Genomic DNA, 239 nt, shown 5'->3' with positions numbered 1-239 from the left:
AGCTAGGCTCAAGTTACTTTGTGCTTGTGGTGATACGCCGCCTAAAAAGTTAACGTGATTTTTTATAAACACCGCACCTGTAGGTAGGTTTTCTTCAATTGCGTGTGCAACCGGTTCAAACTTGAAACAATGCGGGCAATAAAACGAAAAGTATTCGGTAACTTGTGGTGTAGTACTTTTTTCGATATCGATAACTGTATATTGATTACCTACTTCAAAGTTTGCTGCAAGTGCTGCAA

General features: G+C 39.3%; 1 protein-coding gene. It reads right to left on the bottom strand.

Annotated features, from left to right (window positions below):
• A partial coding sequence (locus AAEY79_RS16270; RefSeq protein ID WP_352289794.1) for a DsbA family protein occupies positions 1–239 on the bottom strand: 239 nt, incomplete at both ends.

The sequence above is a fragment of the Psychrobacter sp. GW64-MNA-CIBAN-0177 genome (assembly GCF_040309585.1).
Classification (GTDB): domain Bacteria; phylum Pseudomonadota; class Gammaproteobacteria; order Pseudomonadales; family Moraxellaceae; genus Psychrobacter; species Psychrobacter okhotskensis.
The sequence above is the reverse complement of the archived record's forward strand: the minus strand, read 5'-3'. Positions and strand labels throughout refer to the sequence as shown.